This is a genomic window from Rhizobacter sp., from assembly GCF_031412075.1.
Taxonomy (GTDB): Bacteria; Pseudomonadota; Gammaproteobacteria; order Burkholderiales; family Burkholderiaceae_C; genus Rhizobacter.
In genome coordinates this window covers 1-8619 of sequence record NZ_JANOCG010000164.1, presented here as the reverse complement: position 1 = coordinate 8619, position 8619 = coordinate 1, and the positions used below count along the sequence as shown (strand labels likewise).

11 protein-coding genes are annotated in these 8619 nt (G+C 66.6%); 1 reads left to right on the top strand and 10 read right to left on the bottom strand.

What is annotated here, in order from left to right; translation table 11 throughout:
* Positions 1–993 (top strand): HlyD family efflux transporter periplasmic adaptor subunit (locus tag RMO40_RS05860; protein WP_309717640.1); only part of this gene is annotated, 993 nt, incomplete at its 5' end.
* Between the two features lie 2 nt (positions 994–995).
* Here RMO40_RS05860 and RMO40_RS05855 read toward each other — a convergent pair.
* From RMO40_RS05855 to RMO40_RS05810, 10 genes are all read right to left on the bottom strand, one after another.
* On the bottom strand, positions 996–1835 hold the full coding sequence (locus tag RMO40_RS05855; RefSeq protein ID WP_309717637.1) for a universal stress protein: 840 nt from the start codon (positions 1833–1835) through the stop codon (positions 996–998).
* 3 nt (positions 1836–1838) lie between these two features.
* Positions 1839–2540, bottom strand: a complete 702-nt coding sequence (locus tag RMO40_RS05850) for a sulfite exporter TauE/SafE family protein (protein ID WP_309717635.1) — start codon at positions 2538–2540, stop codon at positions 1839–1841.
* A gap of 3 nt (positions 2541–2543) precedes the next feature.
* On the bottom strand, positions 2544–3962 hold the full coding sequence (hemN, locus tag RMO40_RS05845; RefSeq protein WP_309717631.1) for an oxygen-independent coproporphyrinogen III oxidase: 1419 nt from the start codon (positions 3960–3962) through the stop codon (positions 2544–2546).
* A 109-nt stretch (positions 3963–4071) separates the two neighbouring features.
* Positions 4072–4332, bottom strand: coding sequence for a hypothetical protein (locus RMO40_RS05840; RefSeq protein ID WP_309717628.1), 261 nt, complete (start codon positions 4330–4332; stop codon positions 4072–4074).
* The gene (locus RMO40_RS05835) at positions 4329–4574 is read right to left on the bottom strand and encodes a hypothetical protein (protein ID WP_309717625.1); all 246 of its coding nucleotides are present in this window, start codon (positions 4572–4574) and stop codon (positions 4329–4331) included. Before RMO40_RS05835 ends, RMO40_RS05840 begins: the two co-directional genes overlap by 4 nt.
* A gap of 24 nt (positions 4575–4598) precedes the next feature.
* Entirely contained in the window at positions 4599–6059 is a 1461-nt protein-coding gene (gene ccoG, locus RMO40_RS05830) for a cytochrome c oxidase accessory protein CcoG (RefSeq protein WP_309717622.1), read from the bottom strand.
* A 19-nt stretch (positions 6060–6078) separates the two neighbouring features.
* Positions 6079–6996 carry a cytochrome-c oxidase, cbb3-type subunit III gene (gene ccoP / locus RMO40_RS05825; protein ID WP_309717618.1) on the bottom strand — a complete coding sequence of 306 codons (918 nt, stop codon included), beginning with the start codon at positions 6994–6996 and terminating at the stop codon, positions 6079–6081.
* Positions 6989–7147 (bottom strand): CcoQ/FixQ family Cbb3-type cytochrome c oxidase assembly chaperone, encoded by a 159-nt coding sequence (locus RMO40_RS05820; protein ID WP_309717616.1) that lies wholly within the window; start codon positions 7145–7147, stop codon positions 6989–6991. Before RMO40_RS05820 ends, ccoP begins: the two co-directional genes overlap by 8 nt.
* 18 nt (positions 7148–7165) lie before the next feature.
* The gene (ccoO, locus tag RMO40_RS05815; RefSeq protein WP_309717613.1) at positions 7166–7795 is read right to left on the bottom strand and encodes a cytochrome-c oxidase, cbb3-type subunit II; all 630 of its coding nucleotides are present in this window, start codon (positions 7793–7795) and stop codon (positions 7166–7168) included.
* Between the two features lie 20 nt (positions 7796–7815).
* The coding region (locus RMO40_RS05810; protein ID WP_309717610.1) for a cbb3-type cytochrome c oxidase subunit I at positions 7816–8619 on the bottom strand (804 nt) is incomplete at its 5' end.

Sequence of the window (8619 nt, the reverse complement as noted above, 5' to 3'; positions counted from 1 at the left end):
CTCACGCTGCGCCAGGGCGACAGCGTCAAGCGCGAGGCCATCGTCGCCGCCGTGTTGCCGGCCAACCCGTCCCTGCTCGATGAACGCACGCGGCTGGAGCAGCGCGAACGCATCGGCTCGACGGAGGCCAGCGTGGCGCGCGCCCAGGCCAACATCGAGCGCGCCAACGCCGCGCTGGCCAAGGCGGTGGCCGACACACGGCGCACCGAGTCGCTGGCCCAGCAAGGTTTTGTCTCGCCCACGCAGGTGGAGTCCGAGCGCCTGAACCAGCGCCTGCGCGAGAAAGAACTCGAAGCCGCCCGCCAGGAAGCCGACGCCGTGCGCCACGAGTTGGCGCAGGTGCGCATCGCCTTGCAACCCACACGCGTGCCCACGAACGCGATGACCAGCGCCCCATGGCTGGTGCGCGCGCCGGTCGACGGCAAGGTGCTGAAGGTGGTGCAACAAAGTGAAGGTGTGTTGCCCGCGGGCACGCCGCTCGTCGAGTTGGGCGATCCGGCCGCGCTCGAGGTGGTGGTGGACGTGCTGACCGAAGACGCCGCGCAGCTGCGCCCGGGCCTGCCGGTGCGGCTGCACGGTTGGGGTGGTGCGGCGCTGGTGGGCGTGGTGCGCCTAGTGGAGCCGGCCGCGTTCACCAAGGTGTCGGCGCTGGGTGTGGAAGAGCAGCGCGTCTACGCCGTCATCGACATCAGCTCGCCCCATGTGCAGTGGGCCACCCTGGGCGATGGGTTCCGGGTGGAAGTGAGCATCGTCGTGCAGAGTGTCGACAAGGCCCTGCTCGTGCCCGTGAGTGCGATCTTCCCGCAGGGCGACCGCATGGCGCTCTTCGTGCTGCAAGACGGGCGGGCTCATGTGCGCCAGGTGCAATTGGTGGCTCGCAACGGCCATGATGCGGCGCTGGTCGATGGCTCGGCCGTCGCAGCCGGCGCGCAGGTGGTGATCTACCCGCCGCCGGGGCTGAAAGACGGGGCGCGCGTGTCGCCCAGGCAATGAACCTAGTGAGAGATCAGCACCGGCAGCACCGCAGCCTCCAGCACGCTGCGTGTCACCCCGCCCAACGCCAGCTCGGCCCAGCGCGAGTGCCCAAAGCCGCCCATCACGACCAGGTCGGCGCCATAACCGGAGGCGCGCAGCAGCAAGGTCTCGCCGAAGTCTTCGGCGGTGCTGATCTGCACACACTCTGCGTTGACGCCGTGGCGTTGCAGCCAGTGCCGCAGGTCGTTGAGCTGCAGGCGGCTGACGCCGGCTTCATCGGCGCGGTCCAGGCACAACACGCACACCTTGTGGGCCGCACACAGCAGCGGCAGCGCATCGCTCAACGCCCGGGCCGACTCGCGCGTGCTGCTCCAGGCGGCGAGCACCGTGTCGCCGAAGGTGGTCACAGGCCCCGTGCGTGGCAAGAGCAGCATCGGCCGGCCGGTTTGCATGAACACCCGCTGCGGGAAATCGGCGGCCACGGTGCTGCCGGTATCACCCGCATCGGCCTGGTTGACGATGAGCAGGTCGCTCAGTCGCCCGATGCGGATCATCGCGGGCTCGGTCTCTTCGTCACTCAACACGGCTTCGAATGAGGCCAGCCCCGAAGCCGCAGCCTGCGCGTTGAACTGATCGACCCAAGCTTGCGCGCGCTCGAGCTGCTGGGCGCGCACACGCCCGACGATGTCGGGCCAGCCGCGCAGGTCGGCTTCAACCACCACGGGCAGCGCGAGCGTGCCGGTCGCGGCCAGGCCGACCAGGTGGGCGCCGTGCCTCGCGGCAAGCTGCAGCGCCACCGCCACGCGCGCGCTGCAGCGCGCATCGCCATCAAGGTGAACAAGAACGGTGCGGTAGCCCATGGTTCAAGGTCCGAAGCAAAAAGCCCATGCGCGTTGCCACAGGCCATGGGTCAGCGCCCAGGTCGACGCCAACGCCAGCGCGGCACCGGCCACGCGGATGGCCCAGGTGCCTGCGGTGAGGCTCAGGCTGCCGTTGCCCGCGAGCCTCACCCACAAGGCCGGGCCCACGAGCAAGCCCATCGACGAGGTGATCGCAAACGCGGCCATCACCGCCGCACCCGACCAGGCCGAGCTGCCCAGCGTGGCGACGATCAGCGCCGACTGCAACAAACCACAAGGCCAGGCCACCCACAAGGAGCCGGTGGCTCCCGCGCGCAGCGGGCCTTGCACTCGCTGCCAGCCCACCGCTGCCATCTCGGGTGGCAGCGCCCTGCCCTTGCCTTGCATCCACTCGGGTTGGCGGCCGGTCCATAGCAGCCACACGCCAAAGCCCAAAGCCGCCAGGTGCAACAGCGTCCACAAGGGGCGCAGCCAAGGCTCCGATTCACCCAAGGTGCGCAACAGGGCCACGCTCGCCGCCGCCACCGCACCGCCGGCCGCGTAGCTGATCAGCCGACCCAGATGAAAGGCCAGGGTGGCGACATTGGGCTGCACACGCCCGCAACTTTGAATGACGCCGGCACTCATGCCGCCACACATGGCCAGGCAGTGCGGTGCACCCGCCAGGCCCATCAGCGCTGCACTGAAGATCAGCGCGAGTTCCATGTTTCAAATGATCCGTGAGAAGCGCTCGCGCATGCGGTCGGCTTGCAGATGGCGGTCAAACACCATGGCCACCGCGCGCACGAAGTACCAGCCCATGCGGGTGACCTGGATGGCACCGGGTTCGACTTCGACCAGGCCTTGTTCGGCGAGGGTTTGCATCCGCGCAAGCTCGTCTTTGAAGTACTCACGCATGTTGACCCGTTGCGCGAGCTCGATCGACTCGAACTCCAGCCGCCCCTGGCACATGAGCGCCATGATCACTGCACGGCGGATCAGGTCGTCGCGCGTCAGCGCCAGGCCACGAGCGATGGGCAGCTGACCTTGCGCCAAGGCGTCGTAGTACTCGGGCAGGGTCTTCGCGTTCTGGCTGTAGCTGGCACCGATGTGGCCGATGGCCGACACGCCCAGCGCCACCAGGTCGCACTCGGGCTGCGTGCTGTAACCCTGGAAGTTGCGATGCAGCCGCCCCTGGCGTTTGGCCACGGCCAGCGCGTCGTCGGGCAGCGCGAAATGGTCCATGCCGATGTAGACATAACCGTCGTGCTGGAACGAGGCCATGGCCTCGCTCAGCATGCCCACGCGGTGGTCGGGCGGCGGCAGGTCGCTGATGGCAATGCGCCGCTGCGGCTTGAAGCGCTGCGGCAGGTGGGCGTAGGCATACAGCGCAATGCGATCGGGCCGCAAGGTGTTGACCTGCGCCACGGTGCGGGCGAAAGACTCCGGGTTCTGTTTTGGCAAGCCGTAGATCAGGTCGACGTTGATCGACTCGAAGCCGATCTCGCGCGCCGCCTCGACCAGCGCCTTGACCGAATCGAACGGCTGGACGCGGTGCACCGCGCGCTGCACCTCCTCGTCAAAGTCTTGCACGCCGAAGCTGAGGCGGTTGAAACCGAGCCGGGCCAGGTGCGCGAGCCGCTCGCGGCTGACGGTGCGCGGGTCGACCTCGATCGACATCTCGGCGCCGGGCGCCACACGAAAGCTGCGCCGCAGCGCACCCAGCAGGCGGTCGAGCTCGTCGTCGCTCAGGAAGGTGGGCGTGCCGCCGCCCAGGTGCAGCTGCGAAACACTCTGCCCCGCGCCGAGCAAGGCCACGTGCAAGGCCATTTCTTGCTCCAGCGCGCGGAGATAGTCCGTCGCGCGGCCGTGGTCGCGTGTCACGACCTTGTTGCAAGCGCAGTAATAACAAACCGATTCGCAGAACGGGATGTGCACGTACAACGACAGGGCCGTCTGCCCCCCAGCCGCCGCACCGTCGGCGCGCTGGCGCGCGGCGCGGGCGTGGTCGTCGGCACTGAAGGTCTCGACGAAGCGGTCGGCCGTGGGGTACGAGGTGTAGCGCGGGCCGGCCACGTCAAAGCGACGCAGCAATTCGGGGGTGATGGTTGCGGGTGCTTGGGCCACCGGGAACGAGGTTGGGGTCATGGTGGCGTCACTGTGCCAAAGCGACCAAGGGCAGGTGTTGATTCAAGTCAACTCGGGCAAACGGATGCCAAGATCCTGGATTGCCGCCTCCGCGGGAATGACGCGATCACTAGAACCGATCGGCGTCATTCAGCTCCGTATCACCGCGCGTCAACAACGCCGTCAGCGCGCCCGACATCCCCATCGCCCCCCAGAAGATCAGGAAGGTCACCGTGTAGACCGCCTGCCGCGGCCACCCGATCGGCGTCCCGCCGAACCACTGCAAATCGCCTGGGTCGACCACGGCGAACAGCATCATCGCCAGCACCCCGGCCATCAGGAAGGCCGGCCACAAAATCTGCAGCGCCCGCTGCCGGATCACCGAGATCATGGCGTTGCGGTGGGGGGAGTCGCCACGTGGTTGCGTGCCTTCACCGCCGGTGTCAAGGCCGGCGAAGAAGCGTCACCGCTGCGTGCGGGCTCCTTCAGCACCGGGTCGGGGTTCAGCAGGGCAAGGCGCACCGTGAAGAAGCTCGCCACCATCACCGACAGCGGCCCGGACAGCACCAACCACACCATGCCCACGCGCCACCACGGCACGCTGTTGTTCTTGGGGTTTGCAAGCGGATTCATCGCGGTCTCCTCACAACATGTTGATCAACGCGGCACGACGAAGGTCGACTTTTCCTGCACCGTCGCCGGGGCCTCGTCACCTTGCGCAATGCGCTCCACGCGGAATTGAATCGGGTGCGCACCCGGCCCCAGCTCGCGCACGCTGGCGGGCGGAATCTGCACGCTCACCGGCAGCCAGCGCGCCTGCGCCGGGCCGACTTCAAAGTCTGGCGTGCTGCTCAAGACGGCCCCCGGCATCCCGTCGAGCAGCACGCGGTAACGCTGGCTCGACTCGGTGGCGTTCATGACCTGCAGGCGGTACACGTTTTCGATCTGGCCTTCGCCCACCAGGCGCGCGAGCGTGCCGCGGTCGCGCACCACGTCGACGCGGAACGGGTCACGCACGCTCAAGCTCACCACGAAGCCGATGCACAACAGCACCAGCACGCCGCTGTAGAGGAGCACTCGCGGGCGCAACACGCGCTTGAGCGTCTGCGAGCTCGTCCAGCGGTGGATCAGCCCGTTTTGTGTGGCAAAGCGGATCAGCCCGCGCGGGTAGGCCATCTTGTCCATCACTTCGTCGCACACGTCAGCGCAGGCGGCGCAGCTGATGCATTGGTACTGCAGGCCCTCGCGGATGTCGATGCCGGTCGGGCACACCTGCACGCACAGCCCGCAGTTGATGCAGTCGCCCAGCCCCGCGACCTTGGGGTCGACCTTGCGGCCACGCGAGCCGCGTGGCTCGCCGCGTTGCGGGTCGTAGCTCACGATCATGGTGTCGCGGTCGAACATCGCGCTCTGGAAGCGCGCGTAGGGGCACATGTAGATGCAGACCTGCTCGCGCAAGTAGCCCGCGTTGCCGTAGGTCGCGAAGCCGTAGAACAAGACCCAGAACCATTCCCAGGGGCCGAACGACAGTGTGAACGCCTCGGCCCACAACACATCGATGGGCGTGAAGTAGCCGACCACCGTGAAGCCCGTCCACAAGCCGATCGCCAGCCAGATCACCTGCTTGGCGCTCTTGCGCCAGAGTTTGTTGAACGACCAGGCTGCGGCGTCGAGCCGCATGCGGGCGATGCGGTCGCCTTCGGTGTGGCGCTCCACCCAGAGAAAGACCTCGGTGTAGACCGTCTGCGGGCAGGCAAAGCCGCACCACAGGCGCCCGGCCACCGCGGTGAAGAGAAACAGCGAGTAGGCGCAGATGATCAGCAGCGCCGTGAGGTAGATGAAGTCTTGCGGGTGCAGCACCAGGCCAAAGATGTAAAAGCGCCGCGAGGCCAGCTCGAAGAGCACGGCCTGGCGGTCGTTCCACTCCAGCCACGGCAGGCCGTAGAAGACGAGCTGGGTCAGCCACACCATCCCCCAGCGCCAGCTCGCGAACCAGCCCGAGACGCTGCGCGGGTAAATCTTTTTCTGCTTCTCGTAGAGCCAGACGGTTTCGCCTTCGGCGCCCGTGGCTGCGGTGGCAGCGGCGATCGGGATGACCCGGGAGCCCGAAACTTTCATCGTGGTGACCGCGCGGTGCCTACTGCTTGGCGGCCACGGCGGTGGCCTGCGACAGCTTCCACACATAAGCCCCCAGCACATGGATCTGCTCGGGCGTGAGGCGCGCGGCATGCGCCGGCATCATGTTGGTCTTGCCGTTGTTGACCATCGCGACGATGGCGTCTTCGCCCCAGCCGTGCAGCCACACCTTGTCGGTGAGGTTGGGCGCGCCGAGTGCGAGGTTGCCCTTGCCGTCGTTGCCGTGGCAGGCGGCACACACGCCGAACTTCGCCTTGCCCGAGTAGGCCTTGATCGGGTTGTGCGGGCTGCCCGACAGGCTCAGCACGTAGTTGGCGACATTGCTCACATCTTCACTGGAGCCCACGGCCGCACCCAGCGGCGGCATGGCGCCCTGGCGGCCCTGGGTGATGGTTTCCTTGATGGTGTCGAGCGAGCCACCGTAGAGCCAGTCGCCATCGGTCAGGTTGGGGAATCCCTTGCTGCCGCGGGCGTCGGAGCCGTGGCAGGCGGCGCAGTTGTTGATGAACAGCCGCTCGCCGATGCCCATGGCCGCCGTGTCCTTGGCCAGTGCTTCGGCGGGCTGCGACACATAGGCGGCATACACCGCCACCATGGCCTGCTCGGCCTTCTTCTGCTCGGCCTCGTATTCGTTCTGGCTGGTCCAGTTGAGGCTGCCGGGGTGGCTGCCCAGGCCGGGGTAGAGGAAGAGATAAGCGCCGCCGCACACGACGGTGAGCACGAACAGGATCATCCACCAGCGCGGCAGCGGGTTGTTGAGCTCGCGCAGGTCTTCGTCCCACACGTGGCCGGTGCTGTTGTCGCCGGCCATCACCTTGCGGCGTGCGGCCACCATCAGCAGCCACAGGCAGGCCAGCAGCGACAGCACCGTCGAGATGGCGACAAAGAGCGACCAGCCGTTGTTGAAGAAGTCACTCATCGCGGCCCCCGTTGCGCTCGTTCAGAAACGGGATCTGCGCGGCTTCGTCGAAGTCGGGCTTGTTGCGGCGTGACCAGGCCCAGCGCACGATGCCGAGGAAGCAGGCAAAGGCCAGCAAGGTGACCACGATGCGGAGTTCGTTGACGTCCATGGTTGTTCTGCTTTCTGATTACTTGAGCGCGGTGCCGAGCACCTGCAGGTAGGCGATCAGCGCATCGAGCTCGGTTTTGTCTTTCACGGCCTCGGCGGCGGCGGCGATGTCGGCGTCGGTGTAAGGCACACCCACCACACGCAGCGCTTTCAAGTGCGTGGGCAGCGACTCGCCGTCGACCTTGGTCTTCTCCAACCAGGGGTAGGCCGGCATGTTGGATTCGGGCACCAGGTCGCGCGGGCTGATCAGGTGGATGCGGTGCCAGTCGTCGCTGTACTTGCCGCCCACACGGTGCAGGTCGGGCCCGGTGCGCTTGCTGCCCCACTGGAAGGGGTGGTCGTAGACAAACTCGCCTGCCGTGGAGTAGTGGCCGTAGCGCAGCGTCTCGGAGCGGAAGGGCCGGATCATCTGCGAGTGGCAGTTGTAGCAACCCTCGCGCACATAAACGTCTCGCCCGGCCAGCTCGAGCGCGGTGTAAGGCTTGAGGCCGGCCACCGGCTGCGTGGTCGAGCGCTGGTAGAACAAGGGAACGATCTCGACGATGCCACCCACCGCGATGACGAGCAGGATCAGCACGATCATCAGGAAGTTGTTGGTCTCGATCTTCTCGTGGCTGAAGCCGGTTTTGGTGTTGTCTTGTTGTGCCATGGTGTTCTTTGCTCCTTGCCTCAGGCGTGGGCCGCGGCCAGGGGCGGGATGGCCACCGTCACCGTCTTGCCGTTGCGCACCGTCATCACCACGTTCCAACCCATGATGAGCATGCCGCCCAGGTAGAGCAGGCCGCCGGCGAGGCGCACCACGTAAAACGGGAAGGTGGCTTTCACGCTTTCGACAAAGCTGTAGACGAGCGTGCCGTCGGGGTTGACCGCGCGCCACATCAGGCCTTGCATCACGCCGGCGATCCACATCGCGGCGATGTAGAGCACGATGCCGATGGTGGCCACCCAGAAGTGCAGCTCGATGGCCCTGACGCTGTACATCTTGGTCTGGCCGAACATGCGCGGGATCAGGTAGTACAGCGAGCCCATGGTGATCAGGCCCACCCAGCCGAGCGCGCCGCTGTGCACGTGGCCGATCGTCCAGTCGGTGTAGTGGCTGAGCGCGTTGACGGTCTTGATCGACATCATCGGGCCCTCGAAGGTGCTCATGCCGTAGAACGACAGCGACACGATCAGGAACTTGAGGATGGGGTCGTCACGCAGTTTGTGCCACGCGCCCGAGAGCGTCATGATGCCGTTGATCATGCCGCCCCAGCTCGGCGCGAGCAGCACCAGCGAGAACACCATGCCCACGCTTTGCGCCCAGTCGGGCAGCGCGGTGTAGTGCAGGTGGTGCGGGCCGGCCCACATGTAGGTGAAGATCAGGGCCCAGAAGTGCACGATCGACAGGCGGTATGAATACACCGGCCGCTCGGCCTGCTTGGGGATGAAGTAATACATCATCCCGAGGAAGCCGGCCGTGAGCAGAAAGCC